Source organism: Spirillospora sp. NPDC046719 (assembly GCF_040645715.1).
In the GTDB taxonomy this organism is placed as follows: Bacteria; Actinomycetota; Actinomycetes; order Streptosporangiales; family Streptosporangiaceae; genus Spirillospora.
The window spans coordinates 1-16,203 of the sequence record NZ_JBEYYT010000208.1 but is presented as its reverse complement, the minus strand read 5'-3'; the positions used below and the strand labels follow the sequence as shown (position 1 = coordinate 16,203).

The window sequence follows — 16,203 nt, the reverse complement described above, 5'->3', positions numbered from 1 at the left end:
CCGCCCACGCCGACGCGGGGCGGCGCGGGACGCTGCTTTCGAGCCGGCCGCTGCACACCGCGGCGGCCCTGCCGTCCGCGTCCTCCACCCGCGCGATCTCCTACGTCTCGGAGGGCGTCGGCGGCAAGCGGATCACGGTGACGGGCACCGTCGCCGTGCCGAAGGGCAAGGCGCCGCGCGGCGGCTGGCCCGTGATCAGCTGGGCGCACGGCACCACCGGCACCGCCGACGCCTGCGCGCCGTCCCGCGACACCGCCGCCGGCCCGGCGCACGACTACCTGTCGATCACCGAGGGCTACCTCGACAAGTGGGCGGCGCGCGGGTTCGCCGTCGTCCAGACCGACTACGAGGGCCTGGGGACGCCGGGCGGGCACCCGTACATGAACGGGGCCAGCGAGGCGAACACCGTCCTCGACATCGTCCGGGCCGCGCACCGCGTCGACCCGCACATCGGGCGGAACTTCTACGTCGCGGGCCACAGCCAGGGCGGCCAGGCCGCGCTGTTCACCGCAGCCGCGGAGAAGGCCGGCGACGTGCGGCTGAAGGGCGCCGTGTCGATCGCGCCGGGGTCGCACATGGCCGAGACGGCGCAGTACGTCCAGGCGCAGTACCCCGGTGCCGAACTGGCGCTGCCGTTCCTGTTCGTCCTGCTGAACGGGGCGAAGGCGGCGAACCCGTCGTTCCACCCGGAGGACCTGCTGACCCCGGCGGCCGCGAAGGTCCTGGAATCCGGGCAGCGCGACGCGTGCCTCGCCCAGCTGAGGGAGGCCGGGTCGGCGATCCCGCTGAGCGGGGTCTTCCGGCCGGACGCCGACCTGACCGCGTTCGAGACGTACTTCGACACGCAGGAGCCCAGCCGCCTCGACCTGCGCGTCCCGACCCTCGTCGCGCAGGGGACGGCGGACACGTCGGTCTCGCCCGCCGCGACGAAGGGCCTCATCGCCGACCTGTGCAAGCGGTACCCGGACATCTCCTACCGCGAGTACCAGGGCGCCGACCACCGCGCCAGCATCGAGGCGTCCTTCGACGACGCCCTGAAGTTCGTCCAGGCGGTGCAGTCGGGCCGCACACCGTCCGGCGCCTGCTGACGGATCCGGCGTGCCGTCCCCTCGCCGGGGCGGCACGCCGGTTCGCTCGTCCAGGGCGCCGGCCGTGCTCTCGGACCGGCGCGCCGGCCGTGCACGCGGGCCGGCGCGCCGGCCTCCCCCCGCGGCAGACGAGGTTGTCCTCGACGGCCAGGCCGAACTCGCCGCGGCCGTACATCGACAGGGCGTGCTCGACGTCGTTCGCGACGTGCACGCTGCCCGCGTGCGCGTCCCGCCAGGCCCGCTCGATCACGTTGCCGCGGTGCAGCGAGTTGCCGCCCGCCGTCTTGAACAGGATGTCGATCGCCTCGATGGCCCGCTCGGTGCCGCGCACCTGGTCGCGGCGCGCGCGCAGCCGCAGCTCCATCGGGATCTTCTCGTTGCGGACCGCGTAGGCGTAGATCTCCCGGACGTTCCGGTCGGTCTGCAGGATCGCCGCGTCGATCTCCGACGCCGCCCGCGCCACCGACACCTGCGCGAACTGGTCCTCGACGAACCGGCCGCCGCCGAGGCTCAGCCGGATCCGGTCGCGCATCCGCTGCACGTACAGGTCGTGGCAGCCCGCCGCCATGCCGATCACGCTCGCCGCGACCGTCGTGGTGAAGATCGTGCCGAACGGCAGCCGGTACAGCGGCCCGGTGTTGACCTTCCGGCCCGCGGTGCGCAGCTGCGCCTGGTCGAAGTTGCGCATCGCGCGGTGCGCGGGCACGAACGCCCGCTCCACCACGATGTCGTCGCTGGCGGTGCCGCGCAGCCCCATCGAGTCCCACACCCGGCGGATCTCGTAGTCCGTCCGCGGGACCAGCACGGTCATGAAGTCGACCGGGCGGCCCTCCGCGCCGACGACGAGGCCGCCGAGCAGCGCCCAGTCCGCGAACTCGCAGCCGGACGAGAACGCCCACCGCCCCGACACCTCGAACCCGCCGTCCACGGGGGTGAGCCGGCCGATCGGCGCGTACGACGAGGCGACCAGCACGTCCGGCCCCGGCTCCCACACCTCCTGCTGCGCCTCGTCCGGGAACAGCCCGAGATGCCAGGAGTGGACGCCGAGGACGGCGGTCACCCAGCCGGTCGAGCCGCAGGCCCCGGAGACGGCCCTGACCACCTCGTAGAAGGCGACCGGGTCGTCCTCCGCGCCGCCGTAGCGGGTCGGCTGCAGCATCCGGAACACCCCGGCGGCGGTCAGCTCCTTCATCGTCTCGGCCGGGATGCGGCCCTTCTCGTCCACGGACCGGGCCCGCTCGGCGATGCCCGGCAGCAGCTCCCGCACGGCTTCCAGGACCTCGTTGCTCATGCCCGCTCCTCGCTCCCGTCTTTTCTGGTCCGGCCCTCGCAGGACACCATGTCACCGTGCCGCCGCGGGGACGCGCGTCCCGGCCACCGAGACTTCCGGGACCGGACCGCGGCCCGCGACCTACCGTTCGAATCACCCGTCCATCGCTGAAGGGATGATCCACGTGACAGCAACCGAGTCGGACGCCGTCCGCAAGATCGAGGCGGAGGCCATCTCCTCCCGTTTCGCCCGGGGATGGCACTGCCTCGGGCCGGCCGAGAAGTTCAAGGACGGCAAGCCCCACACGGTCAACGCGTTCGGGCAGAAGCTCGTGGTCTTCACCGGCGAGGACGGCAAGACCAACGTCCTGGACGGCTACTGCCGGCACATGGGCGGCGACCTGTCGGACGGCACCGTGAAGGGCAACGAGATCGCCTGCCCGTTCCACGACTGGCGCTGGGGCGGCGACGGGCGCTGCAAGAAGATCCCGTACGCGCGTCGCGTGCCGCTGCGCGCGCGCACGGCGTCGTGGCCGACGATGGAGAAGAACCTGCTCCTGTTCGTCTGGAACGACCCGGAGGGCAAGCAGCCGCCGGACGACGTGACGATCCCGGAGATCGAGGGCGCCACGCGCGACGACTGGACGGACTGGCGCTGGACGGAGCAGGTCGTCCACACCAACTGCCGCGAGATCATCGACAACGTCGTCGACATGGCGCACTTCTTCTACATCCACAACTCGTTCCCGACGTACTTCAAGAACATCTTCGAGGGCCAGGTCGCGACGCAGATCATGAAGGGCAAGAGCCGGCCGGACGCCCGCCGCGAGGCGAGCGGCCGGGGCGGGCCGCGGATGCTCGGCAACAGCTCCGTCGCGTCCTACCACGGGCCGTCCTTCATGATCGACGAGCTGACGTACCACTACGAGGGCTACGACCTGCACTCCGTGCTGATCAACTGCCACTACCCGATCGACGAGAACTCGTTCTCGCTGCACTCGGGGATCATCGTCCAGCACAGCGACAAGCTGCCGCCGGAGGTCGCCGAGGCCACCGCCGAGAAGCTGTCGAACTTCATCCTCACCGGCTTCGAGCAGGACGTCGCGATCTGGAAGCGCAAGGCCCGGATCGACAACCCGCTGCTGTGCGAGGAGGACGGCCCGGTCTACCAGCTGCGCCGCTGGTACCAGCAGTTCTACGTGGACGTCGCCGACGTGCGGCCGGAGATGACCGACCGGTTCGAGTTCGAGATCGACACGACGCGGCCGGTCGAGTCGTGGGAGAAGGAGGTCGAGGAGAACCTCGCGCGGCGGGCCGCCGAAGGGGCCTCGGCGTGACGATCCGCCAGGACGAGCGGCTGGTGGACGGGCCGCTGCTGCCCGTCCGCTGCCGCCGGTGCGCCGCCGAGGTGCTGGTGCGCAAGTCGAGCTGGGAGCAGACGAGCATCCAGTGGACCGCGCAGGCCCGCGCCGCGTGCCCCGAGCTCGCCGCGGACCCGCACGAGACCTGCCCGGCGCTGCGCTCGGCGATCCAGGAGGCCGCGCTGACCGGGTCGATCACGGTGATCGATGAGTGACGCGCTGGCCGGCCGGTCCGCGATCGTGACGGGCGCCGGCGACGGCATCGGGCGCGGCATCGCCCGCCGGTTCGCCGCGGAGGGCGCCCGCGTCCTGGTCGCCGAGCTGAACGCCGAGACGGGCGAGCGGGTCGCGTGGGAGCTGGCCGAGGAGTTCGGGGCGGACGCCCGGTTCGTCCCGACCGACGTGACCGACCGCGACCAGGTCGAGGCGATGGTGGCCTTCTGCGCCGACCTGTGGGGCGGCGTGGACGTCCTGGTCAACAACGCGTGGGGCGCCGGGACCGTCAGCCGCGTCGAGACCAAGACCGACGAGAACCTCGCCCGCGGCTTCGCGATGGGCTACTACGGCCCGTTCTGGGCGATGCGCGCCGCGTTCCCGCACATGAAGGAGCAGGGCTGGGGCCGCGTCATCAACATGTGCTCGCTGAACGGCGTCAACGCGCACATGGGCACCCTGGAGTACAACTCGGCGAAGGAGGCGCTGCGCGCGCTGACCCGCACGGCCGCCCGCGAGTGGGCGCCGACGGGCGTCGTCGTCAACGCCGTCTGCCCGGGCGCGAAGAGCGCCGCGTTCCGCCGGATGGCGGCCGAGCATCCCGAGATCGAGGCCGCCGCGGACCGGGCCAACCCCATGGGCCGCCTCGGGGACCCCGAGACCGACATCGCGCCGGTCGTGCTGTTCCTGGCCTCCGACGGCGCCCGCTACCTGACCGGAAACACCCTGTTCGTGGACGGCGGCTCGCACATCAACGGCGTCGCCTGGACCCCGGACCTGGACGGAGAACAATGATCGACCGCTATGGCCCGTGGGCCGTCATCGCCGGCGGCTCCGAGGGCGTCGGCTCCGCCTTCGCCCACCGGCTGGCCGACGCGGGGCTGAACCTCGTGCTGATCGCCCGCAAGCCCGGGCCGCTGGAGCGCACCGCCGAGGAGGTCCGCGCCAAGGGCGTGGAGGTCCGCACCCTCGAGCTGGACCTCGTCGCCCCGGACCCGCTGAAGCGGATCCGCGAGGTCACCGACGGCCTGGACGTCGGCCTCCTGGTCTTCAACGCGGGCGCCAACAGCTACGGCCACGAGTTCGTGTCCGGCGACCTGGACCGCTTCCAGGGCGTCATCGACCTGAACATCACCGCGCAGCTGTCGCTGACGCACCACTTCGGCGCGCTGATGAAGGAGCGCGGGCGGGGCGGGATCCTGCTGGTCGGCTCGCTCGCCGGCTACATGGGGCAGCCGCAGATCAGCATCTACTCGGCGGTGAAGGCGTTCGGCCGCGTGTTCGCCGAGGGGCTCTGGCTGGAGCTGCGCGAGCACGGCGTGGACGTGCTGGAGCTCGTCCTCGGCGTCACCCGCACCCCGGCGATGGAACGCGCCGGCCTCAACATGGACATCCCGGGCCTGAACGTCGCCGAACCCGACGACATCGCCCGCGAGGGCCTGGAGCACCTGCCCGACGGGCCGGTCTGGGTCGCCGGCGGCAACTACAGGGCCGCTCAGAAGCGCAACGGCTTCCCCCGCAACGAGCTGGTCGCGGGCGCCCACGAGGCCATGAAGCGGATGCTCCCCGAGCCGTCCTGACCCGTCCCCTTCCTTCCGGCCGCCCCGCTTCTCCGGGGCGGCCGTCGTCATGCGGGGCGGCCGTCGTCATGCGGGGCGCCGTGTCGTCGCGGGCCGCTTGACGAAGCGGCTGTCCGTCATGCGGGGCCGTCGACGTGCGATGCGTAGAGGCGCCTGAGTAGCTGGTTGAGCTGGGCGCGTTCCGCCGGGTCGAGGGCGCTGAGGAACCCGTCCTGCTCCTCGGCCGCCGCGTCGGCGATCGCCGTGACGAGCGCCTTGCCCCGGTCGGTGAGCGCGACGGTGCGGCGGCGCCTGTCCGCCTCGTCCGGGCGCCGCTCCACGAGGCCGCGCCGGGCCAGCGAGTCGAGCACCGCGACGAGGTTGCGGGCGTCCACGGCGACGAGCCCGGCGAGCCGCCGCTGCCCCTGCGGTCCGTGCTCGTCGAGCATCACCAGCACCGCGTACTGCCCCTGCGTCAGGTCGTGCGCGGCGAGGAACGCGGTCCACGACCGCGCCGTCAGCGAGCCCAGCCGGGCCAGGAGGAAGCCGGTTCCCCGCTCGTACGCGTTCATGATCCCATCCTAGTTAGTGGACATGCCTCATGTCTTTTGATAGACATGGGACATGTCAATCCGCCATGCCCGCGTCCCGATCGACGGCCACTGCCTGCACCTCGCCGAGTCCGGCGACCCCGGCGGCCGGCCGTTCCTGTTCCTGCACGGCTGGCCCGAGTCGTGGCGGACGTGGACGGGCGTCATGGCGGCCGCGCCGCCCGACGCCCGGCTGATCGCCATCGACCTCCCCGGCATCGGCGCGTCCACCGGAGCGGTCGGCGGCGGCTCCAAGCGCGAGCTCGCCTCGCTCGTCCACGGCCTGGTCGAGCGCCTCGGCCTCGCCGACCTCACCCTGGTCGGCCACGACGCCGGAGGCATGATCGCCTACGCGTACCTGCGCCACCACGCCGCCGCCCGTGTCGTCATCATGAACACGGTGATCCCCGGCCTGGACCCGTGGGAGGACGTCCTGCACAACCCCCGCGTCTGGCACTTCGGCCTGCACGCCGTCCCGGCGCTGCCCGAGGCACTCGTCCGGGGCCGCGAGCGCGAGTACTTCGACTACTTCTACGACGTGCTGTCCGCCGACCCGTCCAGGATCACGCCGGAATCGCGGGCCGCGCACGCCGCCGCCTACGGCACCGGCGCCGCGCTCACCGCCGGCTTCGACCTCTACCGCGCGTTCGCCCAGGACGCCGAGGACAACACCGCCTGCACCGGCCCCGTCTCCACCCCGCTGCTCTACCTGCGCGGCGACCGCGAGGGCGGCGACGTCGACGCCTACGCGCGCGGCTTCCGCGCCGCCGGCGTCCGCGACCTCACGACGGCGATCGTCGAGGACGCCGGGCACTTCGCCCAGGAGGAGCAGCCGTCCCGCGTGTGGTCGCGCATCGCGTCCTTCGCGGGGTGAAAGATCCGGGGATCTCATGACATGTGCAGGTGACCCCCGAGGAGGCCACATGCGGAGGATCCCCCTACATGGATAAAGAGGAGTTCGCGGCCGTCTACGCGACGACCTACCGAGGGCTGCTCGGGTACGCGCTGCGCCGCTGCGACACCCCCGAGGACGCCGCCGACGTCGTCGCCGAGACCTTCACGATCGCCTGGCGGCGCGCCGACGACATCCCGCCCGGCGACGGCGCCCGGCTGTGGCTGTACGGGGTGGCGCGCCGCGTCCTCGCCAACCACCGGCGCGGCGTCCAGCGCCACGCGCACAAGACGGCGGCGCTGCGCGCGGGGCTGACGGCGCCCGTCCACGACGACGACTCCCCCGTGGCCGAGGTGTTCGCCACCCTCCCCGAACGGGACCGCGAACTGCTCACCCTCGTCGCGTGGGAGGGCCTGACCGTCCCCGAGATCGCGGCGGTGCTCGGCTGCTCCCGCAACGCCGTGAGCATCCGCCTCCACCGCGCCCGCAAACGCTTCGCGCGCGCTCTGCGCGCCGCCGGCGTCGACCAACCGGGGCCGGGCAGGCCCGTCCTGAGGAGCGAACTGGCATGACGTACCCGGTCGACGACCTCGTGGCGTCCCTGAACCCCGTCCGCGAAGACGACATCCCCGCGCAGGACGAGGGTTCCCGCGCCCTGCTGGCCGCCATCACCGCGGAGACCGCCCCGGCCCCGCGCCGCCGCTTCCGCCCACGCATGCGACTGCGCTTCGCGGTCGCCGCCGCCGTGGCCGTCGCCGCCGCCGCGGCGCTCATCATCCTTCCGGCCCGCGACGCCGGCCCGCTGCGCAGCTACGCCAACGCCGCCGTGCGGATCGACGTGACGGGCGACCACGAGTACGAGGTCGAGGTCAAGGACGCCTACGCCGACCAGCGCGAGTTCCGCGAGGCGTTCGCGAGGTTCGGGCTGGACGTCCGGCTGCGGATCGTGCCGGTCTCCCCGGGCGAGGAACGCCGGATCATCCGCGTCGGCTCGCTGCACGCCCCGAGCGGCGACCTGCCACCGGGCGGCGTGACCGGCACGTCCGACACCGACCTGAAATGCCCGGCCGACCAGGGCACCTGCCCGCTCCGCGTCAAGCTCGGCGGCGCGATGTTCCACCTGGAGGGCGCCGACATCGTCCTCGGCCGCAAGGCCCGTCCCGGCGAGGTCTACCAGGACGCCTACGCCGCGCCCGGCGACCGCCCGAAGAGCCTGCGGCTCACCGGACGCACCGTCCGCCAGGCCCTCGCCGACCTCGACCGCCGCGGCCTGACCTGGGCCTTCTTCCTCGGCGAGTTCAAGCCCGACCTCTCCGGCGGCGGCTGGGACCCGCCCGCGAACTGGCGTCCCGCCGGCGACCGCCGGATCACCGGCGCCTGGATGCGCAGCTCGGACTCGGTCGGGCTCCTCGTCACCCCGGAGAAGGGCGACCCCGAACCCGTCCCGGACAACTGACGCGCTTTGACGATCACCTGGGCCGGTCGCTGACAGGTGTTGCTGGACACCTGTCCAGTTTCTGGCCTACTGTCGGCATCCCCGGTTACGTCAAGGAGGCCTGATGGGTGTTCCGTCCCGCGAGGCGCGGCGTGCGCACGCTCGAATCCACTGTGCCTACTGGAACGAAGGACGGCGCGAGGAATGGCTCGCCTCCTGGGCCACGCTCGCGCAGGGCGAGGTCCGCATGTTCGACCCCGTGGGGACGAAGGAGAAGCACGGGCTGGCGCACGCCACCTCTGAGGCCTGGGACATGTTCAACGAGCACCTCAAGATGAACATGGTCGTCGCGCACGTCAACGGAGATGAGATGGCCTGGGTCATCGAGTGCCTGTTCACGGCCAACGGCAAGACCCTGCGGACCCACAGCATCGAGACCTTCGCCTGGGCCGAAAACGGCGACCTGACGATCAAGACCTACTACGACATGCCCGAGTCCATCGGTGCCGACGACGACCCGTACGAGCATCTGCTCGGCGCGGAGAACGTCATCCCCAACTAGTACTCCAGCTGTAGATGGTGATCTTGCTGGTCACGTGGGGTTCCTGAGGCGTGAGCGTCTCTCCGAAGGGGCGCGGTCTTCCGCATGAGGGGCGAGCATCGGCGGCATCTCTAGCGACGTCCGCGTGCCTTCTGCTTGATGGGACGCCGGGCTCCGGGTTCAGCTGCGATGCAACCGGATGCCCGGCGTCCATACGTCGCCTCAGCCGTTCTGGACGGGGACGAGCGAGATGTTGTCGAGGTAGAGGTGGTAGGCGGGGCCGTACGTGCCGACTTGGAAGCCGAGACTGCGTTCGGCCGCGGTGGAGTACATAGCGACCGGTACTTCGAAGTGCTGCGTGGTCGTGGTGAGCGCGACTGGGCGGTCCCAGTAGGGGATGTACTGGCCGGTGTTGTAGGTGTAGACGCTCACGTCGAGGGTCACGTCCCGGGTGGCCCGGGCGTCGAAGGACAGCGTGTAGAGCTGCTGGCCCGTAAAGGACAGGGGCGAGTACCCGATCGAGCGGTCCCACGGGTTGACGATGCCGCCCGGGAGATCGCCGAAGCCGCCGGACGGGACGTCGGCCTCGAGCTCTCCGTTCGTCGCGCGGATATCAACGTCGTTGCCCCACCACTGGCCGGTGTTGTTGGTGAAGGTCGAGTCGCCGAGCATCTCGCCGGGTGCCGGGTCAGCCAGGGCGGTACCACCGCTACCGGCGACCGCTAGGACGGCCACGCTCAGCGCGGCGACGAAGTGACGCATCGATTTCACGGAAGGTTCCACCTTTCGTCGGGGGGAAGCCGATCACCGCCGATTAGATCATGTGTGAATCTAGTTAACAACTAACCTGTCGATAAAAGTGCGTAAGTGTGTGAAGTAGTTACACATCGACAAGGACTGTGACCCGGACTGGCAAGCCGACTACCATCATCTTGTTCGCGCTGTGGCGCGGGCGGGGGCGCCCTTATGGGGCGTCCCACAAGGGGTCAACGAGGTAAGGGAAGGCGGTCCTGGGTGTCGGCGGGGGCGTCTAGCGTGGCCGCATGAATGATCATCCCCCCGAGGCCGGCGACGAGGACGTCCTCGACATCCCCGCGGCGCTGCGCACGGAACTGCTGATCAGGCGCGGCGGGGCGGTGCCGAGCCCGCCGCCGGCGGTCGATCCGGCCGCCGCGGGACGGATCGCCGACCGGCTGGCCGGGAACCGCGCCGCCGTCGACCGGATGCTGGGCCACCTGGGCAGCGACCCCGGCGCGGTCCGGGCGGCGCGGGCGTACCTGGACGGCGAGCCGGACCCGCGTGGCGCCGCCGCCGTCGCCCTCGTCGAGACGCACGTGTCCCGGGGCGAGGACCACGACCACTGGACCGCCGCGTGGTCCGTCGAGAACGCCGTGCCCTGGGTCGACGCGTGGGCGGTCGCGCACGGGCTCGCCTTCGCGGCCCGTGCGGGCGCGGAGGCGGACGGCCTCGCCATCGGCCGGGACGAGCTGAGCGGCGACCACGTCCTGGAGGCCCGCGGCTGGTCGGAGCACCGGCTGCCGTGGGCGACGGGGCCGGCCGGGCGGCGGACGCGCGCGCTGCTGGCGGTCGCGGACGAGGCCGACCACGCCGCCGCCGTCGCGGCGCTCGCCGGGCACCGCGCCGCGCGGCCGCAGCGCCTGGTGGTCGCCTTCCTGGTTCCCGACCAGGAGGAATGGGTGGACGAATGCGTCCGGGAACGGCCCGAGCCGGAGACCGACGCGTCGAGGCTGCTCTGGTGCTCGCTCGGGTCGGCGCGGCAGCTCGCCAGGCTGCACGGCGCGAACCGGGTGAGGTTCGGCGACAACGAGGTCGGCCTGGACGTCCTGCTCACGGCGGCGGAGGGGGTCGGGCCGGCGCTCGCCCGGCACCTGGCCGCCGCGCTCAAGGACACCGACTGGGAGGTGCGCGACATCATCCACGGGTCGGGGTTCAACGCCCGCGCGCGCAAGGCGATCTTCCAGGTGCTGTCGCTGCTGCCGGGCGACGAGGCGTTCGCGCTCGTGGCGGGCGACACCGCCCGGCCGGGCGGGCTGGCCGCCCTGACGGCGATGATCGAGCGCTTCCCGGTCCGGGCCGTCCGCCTCCTCGCGGAGCGCGCCGGGGAGTCCGACCAGGCGAGACGGCTGCTCAGCGCGCACCTGCGGGCTCATCCCGAGCTGGAGGCGCGGGCGCCGGACGCCCGGGCCCGTGCGGCGGTCGAGGCCGTCGAGGCGGCGCGGCTGCCGGAGGCGCCCGAGAGCGCCGTCCCGAAGGCGCTCCGGAAGCCCGCGAAGGACGGCGCCCTGCCCTGGGCCCCGACCGCCCTCCTCCCGCAGATCCTCATGCGGGGCCGCGAGGACGCGCTGCCGGAGGCGGCGACCGCGAACCTGCTCGCGGCGCTCGGCAAGGCGACCCCGAAGCGTCCCCCGACCGCGCCGCTGCGGGAGGCGATGGACGCGCTCGACCCGGTGTCCCTCGCGCGGTTCGGCTGGGCGCTGTTCGAGCTCGGCCGCTCCATCGGGGAGGAGTCGCGGGCGGTCTGGGCGCAGCTCTGCTGGACGGGCGACGACGAGACGATGCGCCGTCTCGGCGCGCTGGCACGCGCCGCCACCGGCCAGTCCCACATCAGGATGCCGCTGAACGGTCTCGACGTGCTCGCCGCGTCCGGTTCGGACGTCGCCCTCCTGCAACTCCACCTCGTCGCGGACAAGGCCCGGCCCAAGCGGCTGAAGAACAAGGCGGGCAAGCTGCTCACCCAGGTCGCGGAGGCGCGCGGCCTCACCCTGGACCAGCTCGCCGACCGGATGGTCCCCGACTTCGGGCTGGACGCCTCGGGCGGCATGACGCTCGACTTCGGGCCGCGCTCCTTCCGGGTGGGTTTCGACGAGCAGCTCCGTCCCGTCGTGTTCGACGACACCGGCAGGCTGCGCAAGTCGCTGCCGAAGCCGGGCGCGAAGGACGACCCCGAGCTCGCGGAGGCCGCCGGGCGGGCGTTCGCCGGGCTGAAGAAGGACGTCCGGAGCGCCGCGTCCGACCTGGTCCGGCGGATGGAGCGGGCGATGGCGCGGCAGCGCCGGTGGAGCGTCCCCGACTTCCGCCGATTCTTCGCCGAGCATCCGCTCGCGTGCCACCTCGCCCGGCGCCTGGTCTGGCTGTCCGAGGACGAGGCCGGCGCGGTCACCGCGTTCCGTGTGGCCGAGGACCGCTCCTTCGCCGGCGTGGACGACGCGGCCCTCGCCCTGCCCGACTCGGGGTCGGTCCTCGTCGCGCATCCGCTGCGGCTCGGCGAGACCGTCGCCGCGTGGAGCGAGCTGTTCGCCGACTACGAGATCCTCCAGCCGTTCCCGCAGCTCGGCAGGCCCGTCGGCGCGCTCACCGAGCGGGAGCGCGCGAGCGACCGCATCGAGCGCTTCACCGGGACGCGGGTCGGCGTCGGCGCGCTGCTGAGGCTGGAACGCGAGGGCTGGCGCCGCGGCCCGTCCGGGGACGGGGGCATGCAGAGCACGATGCGGCTCGACTCGCCGACCGGGCACACGGTCGTCCTGGACGTCTACCCGGGATTCCTCGCCACGTCTCCGGCGAGCCTGGAGGAGCAGACGCTGGAAGGGGTCTGGATCACCGACCACGACGCCTTCGACTACGGCGGCGACAAGTCGGAGGCCACGTTCGCCGAGCTGGACGACGTCACGGCGTCCGAACTCCTCTACGCCCTGAAGACCGTCGCGAACCACACGTGACCTTCGCCTCCGCCCCCTGATCAGGGCCCCTGTGCCGGCGGCTTCGCGGCCTGTGCTCATCCTGGAGTGTGGATGAGAAGCGGCCATTGCTGACGTTCGGGCACGGGACGGCGGGGCGGGAGGAGCTGGCGCGCCTGCTGCACGGCGCCGGGGTGCGGTCCGTGGTGGACGTCCGGACCGCGCCCGGCAGCCGCCGCAACCCGGACGTGCAGCGCGACGCGCTGCGCGAGTGGCTGCCCGCGGAGGGGATCGGCTACCGGTGGGACAAGCGGCTCGGCGGCTTCCGCAAGGCCGCGCCGGACTCGCCCGACACCTTCTGGCGGAACGACTCGTTCCGCGGCTACGCCGGGCACACCCGCGACCCGGAGTTCGTGGCCGCCATGGACGAGCTGCTGCCGGAGGCCGACGGGACGTCCACGGCCGTGATGTGCAGCGAGTCGGTCTGGTGGCGCTGCCACCGGCGGCTCATCGCCGACTTCGCCGTCCTGGCCCGCGACCGCCCGGTGCTGCACCTCGCCCACGACGGCCGGCTCACCGGGCATCCGCCGACGTCCGGCGCCCGCCTCCGCCCCGACGGCCTCCTCGTCTACGACGGCGAGTAGGGGGCGTGGCAGGACGGCGGCCGGTCAGGGCTCCGGTTCGACGAGGAACACCGGGCGGTCCTCCCGCGCCTCGAACGCGTCCCGCACGAACGGGACGATCCGGAACTTGCGCCGGTAGGCGCGCAGCACGCGGGGCGCGCGGTCGTCGTCGACCTCGGTGAGGCGCACCGGCCGGAGCCGCCGCCCGCGGCCGAGGCGCGCCCGGCCGTCCGCGCGCGCGTTGCGGACCCAGTGGGTGTCGCCGAACGGCGAGACGAGCCACTGCCGCCCTTCGAACTTCAGCAGGGCGACCGGCGCGGTGCGGGGCAGGCCGCTGCGCCTGCCGCGGGTGCGCAGCAGGACCAGCGGCCCCATCGGGACACCCCATCCGAGCAGCCGGAGCGGGCCGCGGCTCATCCGTGCCAGCTTCGGCGGGAGTTCGACGGAGGCCATCACCGCTCCTTCGCTGCAAGGGTCCGGGCGCCGCAGCCGCGCCGCGCCGCGCCGAAGCGGGGAATCGTTCCCCACTTGAGCGTGGCACGCATCCCGCCACCCGGCAACCCTAAGCGGGGGAGATTTCCCCGCTTTTCTCGTCGCCGCCGGTCAGGCGCCCGAGCAGGACGGTGGTCGCGGCCATGGCGGCGGCGGTCGCGCCGCCGAGCAGCATGACCGTCCGCGCCGACGTGTGGTCCAGGACGGCGCCTCCGACCAGGGCGCCGCTCGACAGGGTCGCCTGGAACGACGCCGTGAACAGGACCGAGGCCGCCTCCGGGCTCTCCGGGGCCGACCGGGCGAAGCACGCCTGCGAGCAGACCGGGACGGCGCCGTAGCCGATCCCCCAGACGACGAGCAGCACGAGGGCGCCCGGTTCCGCACGTCCCAGGAACGGCAGCGCCAGGACGGCGACGGCGATCAGGGCTCCGGCGGCCCCGAACGCGGCACGCGGGCGGCGGGCGGCGGCCGTGCCCGCGAGGAAGGTGCCCGCGACCCCGGCGGCGCCGTACGCGAGCAGGAAGAGCGTGATCCGCGCCGCCGGCACGTCCGTGACGCCTTCCAGGAAGGGCGTCACATACGTGTAGGCGCCGAAGTGCGCGAGGACGATGAGGAAGGTCAGCAGCAGGGCGGACCGGGTTCCGGTGCCGCGGAGCATGCCGCGCAGGACGCCGAGGCGCGCGGCCCGTTCGGCGGGCAGCGGGGGCAGCAGCAGGACGAGCGCGACCAGCACCCCGGCCGACAGCAGTCCCGGCATGAGGAACCCGGCCCGCCATCCGGCGAGGTCACCGATCAGCGTGCCCAGCGGCACGCCGACGACCGACCCCAGCGGGACGGCCGAGAACACGACCGCGGTGGCCCTGCGCGCCGACCGGGCGGGGACGAGCCGGCCGGCCAGCCCGGCGCCGATCGACCAGAAGCCGCCGATGACGATCCCGACGAGGACCCTGGACAGCAGCACCGCCCAGTACGCGGGTGCCGCGGCGGCGATGACGTTCGCGGACGCCAGCAGGAACATGAAGGCGCACAGCATCCGGCGGCGGTCGACGCCCGCGGTCGCGACGGTGACGGCGGGTGCTGCGGCGGCCGCGACATAGCCGGGCATCGCCATCATCAGCCCGGCCGTGCCGTCGGAGACGGTGAAGTCCGCCCCGATCGGGGTCAGCAGGCCGATCGGCAGGATCTCGGTGGTGACGATGGCGAAGATGCCGGTCGTGACCGCGAGGACCGCGGGCCAGCCGGACGAGGGAGGGGCGATCCGGCCGGTGGCCGGAGGAGTGGCCGTGCGCATCGGTGCCGTCCTGGGGTCGGGAGCGCGGGGACGCGTCACAGCCAACAGGCGGCGCCGGAGCCGGGCTGGCGGATTCCCGACGCCGACATGGGTGACGTCGGTTTCCCGCGACCAGCCCTCCAGGGGCGCGCGGTCTACGGCCCGTCGCCGTCGTCCGCCTCAGAGGGCTCGGCGGCCGTGTCCTGCAGGGCCCGCTGGGTGGCCTGGTGGACGCGGACGGCCAGCACGGCGCGCGCGAACCGGGCGGCGAGCTCGCTGTCGAGGACGTCCGGGACCTGCTCGACGCCGATCAGCCCGCCGGGCCTGGCGATGACCGCGCCGGCCTCGCCGACCTTGACGCCCTGGCCCTCGCCGAGCTCCTCGACGGCCGGGAGGTCGAGGGCCGCGCGCAGCGTGCCCTGGAGGGAGCGGACGGTGGCGGCGTCCCGGTCCGCGCGCTCGGCGGCGATCTCGGCGCGCCGCTCGGCCCGCTCGATGCGGGCGTCGGCGCCCTCCGCGCGGGCGGCGGTCTCGTCGGCGAGCCTCTCGGCGCGGTCGGCGCGCGCGGCCTGCTCGTCGGCGCGGGCCGTCGCGGACTCGCGCTCGGCGGTGAGGCGGGCGGCCTCGGCCTGCGCGGCGGTCAGCTCCTCGCGCAGCCGCCGCTCGGTCTCGGCGGCGGCGTCGAGCCGGGAGCGCGCCTCGTCGAGCTCGGCGCGGGCCTCCTTCAGCTCGGCGTGCGCGGTGGCGAGCGCGGTCTGCTCGCCCGCGAGGCGGCCGGCGAGGGCGTCGCGCTCGTTCTCGGCGTCGGTGCGGGCCTGGTGCTCGGTCCGCCACGCGGCCTCGGCGTGCTTGCGGAGCCCGTCGGCCTGGGCGGCCTCGTTGGCGGCGGTGGCGCGGGCCTGCTGGGCGGCGCCGGCCTCCTTCCAGGCGCCGGCCTCGCTCTCCTGCGCGGCGGCGACGCTGGCCTTCGCGGCGGCCATGCCCTTCTGGAGTTCCTCGATCGCGGCGGCGGCCTCCGCGCGGGCGGCCTCGGCACGGGCCTCGGCCTCGCGGGTGCGGGCGTCGGCCGCCGCGGCGGCCGTGCGCGGGGGCCGCGGCACGGGGAGCGCCGCCTCCGCGCCGACGATAGCCCCCCCGACCTCCCCGTCGATCCCGAAGCCCAACGCGGCGGACGC

The 16,203-nt window shown here is 73.5% G+C and carries 15 protein-coding genes and 2 pseudogenes; 11 read left to right on the top strand and 6 right to left on the bottom strand.

Annotation, left to right across the window (positions count from 1 at the left end; all coding sequences use genetic code 11):
- On the top strand, positions 1-1,088 hold a 1,088-nt coding region (locus tag ABZ914_RS29845), incomplete at its 5' end, for an alpha/beta hydrolase (RefSeq protein ID WP_500197242.1).
- Positions 1,089-1,227: 139 nt separating this feature from the next.
- Here the strand turns inward: ABZ914_RS29845 and hsaA are convergent.
- Positions 1,228-2,379: pseudogene (gene hsaA, locus ABZ914_RS29840) on the bottom strand (3-hydroxy-9,10-secoandrosta-1,3,5(10)-triene-9,17-dione monooxygenase oxygenase subunit); the annotation flags it as partial.
- A gap of 154 nt (positions 2,380-2,533) precedes the next feature.
- Between hsaA and ABZ914_RS29835 the strand changes: the two are divergent.
- The 4 genes from ABZ914_RS29835 to ABZ914_RS29820 are packed head-to-tail and all read left to right on the top strand — an operon-like array spanning position 2,534 to position 5,511.
- The gene (locus tag ABZ914_RS29835; RefSeq protein ID WP_387022691.1) at positions 2,534-3,694 is read left to right on the top strand and encodes a 3-ketosteroid-9-alpha-monooxygenase, oxygenase component; all 1,161 of its coding nucleotides are present in this window, start codon (positions 2,534-2,536) and stop codon (positions 3,692-3,694) included.
- A complete protein-coding gene (locus tag ABZ914_RS29830) occupies positions 3,691-3,933 on the top strand; it encodes a ferredoxin (protein WP_190857004.1) in 243 nt (80 codons plus the stop codon). Before ABZ914_RS29835 ends, ABZ914_RS29830 begins: the two co-directional genes overlap by 4 nt.
- Positions 3,926-4,726 carry an SDR family NAD(P)-dependent oxidoreductase gene (locus ABZ914_RS29825; RefSeq protein WP_500197241.1) on the top strand — a complete coding sequence of 267 codons (801 nt, stop codon included), beginning with the start codon at positions 3,926-3,928 and terminating at the stop codon, positions 4,724-4,726. Before ABZ914_RS29830 ends, ABZ914_RS29825 begins: the two co-directional genes overlap by 8 nt.
- On the top strand, positions 4,723-5,511 hold the full coding sequence (locus tag ABZ914_RS29820; RefSeq protein ID WP_190857002.1) for an SDR family NAD(P)-dependent oxidoreductase: 789 nt from the start codon (positions 4,723-4,725) through the stop codon (positions 5,509-5,511). Before ABZ914_RS29825 ends, ABZ914_RS29820 begins: the two co-directional genes overlap by 4 nt.
- Positions 5,512-5,627: 116 nt before the next feature.
- Here the strand turns inward: ABZ914_RS29820 and ABZ914_RS29815 are convergent, their stop codons facing one another.
- On the bottom strand, positions 5,628-6,062 hold the full coding sequence (locus tag ABZ914_RS29815; protein WP_433246080.1) for a MarR family winged helix-turn-helix transcriptional regulator: 435 nt from the start codon (positions 6,060-6,062) through the stop codon (positions 5,628-5,630).
- Positions 6,063-6,114: 52 nt separating this feature from the next.
- Between ABZ914_RS29815 and ABZ914_RS29810 the strand changes: the two genes are divergently transcribed.
- The 4 genes from ABZ914_RS29810 to ABZ914_RS29795 all read left to right on the top strand — a co-directional run bounded on the left by ABZ914_RS29810 (position 6,115) and on the right by ABZ914_RS29795 (position 8,969).
- Positions 6,115-6,954, top strand: a complete 840-nt coding sequence (locus ABZ914_RS29810; RefSeq protein ID WP_500197238.1) for an alpha/beta fold hydrolase — start codon at positions 6,115-6,117, stop codon at positions 6,952-6,954.
- A 68-nt stretch (positions 6,955-7,022) separates the two neighbouring features.
- Positions 7,023-7,544 (top strand): RNA polymerase sigma factor, encoded by a 522-nt coding sequence (locus tag ABZ914_RS29805; protein ID WP_500197236.1) that lies wholly within the window; start codon positions 7,023-7,025, stop codon positions 7,542-7,544.
- Positions 7,541-8,428 (top strand): hypothetical protein, encoded by an 888-nt coding sequence (locus tag ABZ914_RS29800; protein ID WP_500197234.1) that lies wholly within the window; start codon positions 7,541-7,543, stop codon positions 8,426-8,428. Before ABZ914_RS29805 ends, ABZ914_RS29800 begins: the two co-directional genes overlap by 4 nt.
- A 103-nt stretch (positions 8,429-8,531) precedes the next feature.
- On the top strand, positions 8,532-8,969 hold the full coding sequence (locus ABZ914_RS29795; protein WP_500197233.1) for a hypothetical protein: 438 nt from the start codon (positions 8,532-8,534) through the stop codon (positions 8,967-8,969).
- Positions 8,970-9,170: 201 nt separating this feature from the next.
- Here the strand turns inward: ABZ914_RS29795 and ABZ914_RS29790 are convergent, their stop codons facing one another.
- The gene (locus ABZ914_RS29790; protein ID WP_500197244.1) at positions 9,171-9,710 is read right to left on the bottom strand and encodes a carbohydrate binding domain-containing protein; all 540 of its coding nucleotides are present in this window, start codon (positions 9,708-9,710) and stop codon (positions 9,171-9,173) included.
- A 281-nt stretch (positions 9,711-9,991) separates the two neighbouring features.
- On the opposite strand from ABZ914_RS29790, the gene ABZ914_RS29785 reads away from it, so the two are divergent.
- Entirely contained in the window at positions 9,992-12,685 is a 2,694-nt protein-coding gene (locus ABZ914_RS29785) for a DUF4132 domain-containing protein (protein ID WP_500197232.1), read from the top strand.
- A gap of 86 nt (positions 12,686-12,771) precedes the next feature.
- Positions 12,772-13,287, top strand: a complete 516-nt coding sequence (locus ABZ914_RS29780; RefSeq protein WP_433246047.1) for a DUF488 domain-containing protein — start codon at positions 12,772-12,774, stop codon at positions 13,285-13,287.
- A gap of 24 nt (positions 13,288-13,311) precedes the next feature.
- Here the strand turns inward: ABZ914_RS29780 and ABZ914_RS29775 are convergent, their stop codons facing one another.
- The 3 genes and pseudogenes from ABZ914_RS29775 to ABZ914_RS29765 all read right to left on the bottom strand — a co-directional run.
- Positions 13,312-13,719: a nitroreductase family deazaflavin-dependent oxidoreductase gene (locus ABZ914_RS29775; protein ID WP_500197230.1), complete on the bottom strand. Its 408-nt coding sequence runs from the start codon at positions 13,717-13,719 to the stop codon at positions 13,312-13,314.
- A gap of 109 nt (positions 13,720-13,828) precedes the next feature.
- Complete coding sequence (locus tag ABZ914_RS29770) at positions 13,829-15,049, bottom strand: MFS transporter (RefSeq protein WP_500197229.1); 1,221 nt, start codon at positions 15,047-15,049, stop codon at positions 13,829-13,831.
- Between the two features lie 134 nt (positions 15,050-15,183).
- A pseudogene (locus ABZ914_RS29765) lies at positions 15,184-16,203 on the bottom strand (hypothetical protein); the annotation flags it as partial.